Origin of the sequence: Pantoea sp. SIMBA_079, assembly GCF_046940275.1 — a bacterium.
Taxonomy (GTDB): domain Bacteria; phylum Pseudomonadota; class Gammaproteobacteria; order Enterobacterales; family Enterobacteriaceae; genus Pantoea; species Pantoea borealis.
This window is the reverse complement of the sequence record NZ_JAWRYR010000784.1, coordinates 1-244: the sequence shown is the minus strand read 5'-3', so window position 1 is coordinate 244 and position 244 is coordinate 1. Positions and strand designations below refer to the sequence as shown.

1 protein-coding gene is annotated in these 244 nt (G+C 73.0%); it reads right to left on the bottom strand.

The features are described from left to right. On the bottom strand, positions 1-244 hold a 244-nt coding region (locus SB719_RS22085; protein WP_412160021.1), incomplete at both ends, for a hypothetical protein.

Genomic DNA, 244 nt, shown 5'->3' with positions numbered 1-244 from the left:
CACCCAGGCTGCGCCCTCGGCCGCCTTGTTGCCGGTCCACTGCGCGCCCTCGACGATCCTGCCGCCGGTCCAGGCCACGCCCTCGACGACCTTGTCGGTGGTCCACTGCGCACCCTCCCCGACCTTGTCGAGCGCCCAGCCTGCGCCGTCGCCGACCTTGTCCAGGCCCCACTGCGCACCATCGCCGACGGTATCGGCGACCGTGTCGACGCTGCGGCCGGTCCATTCGACGCCACTCGCCACC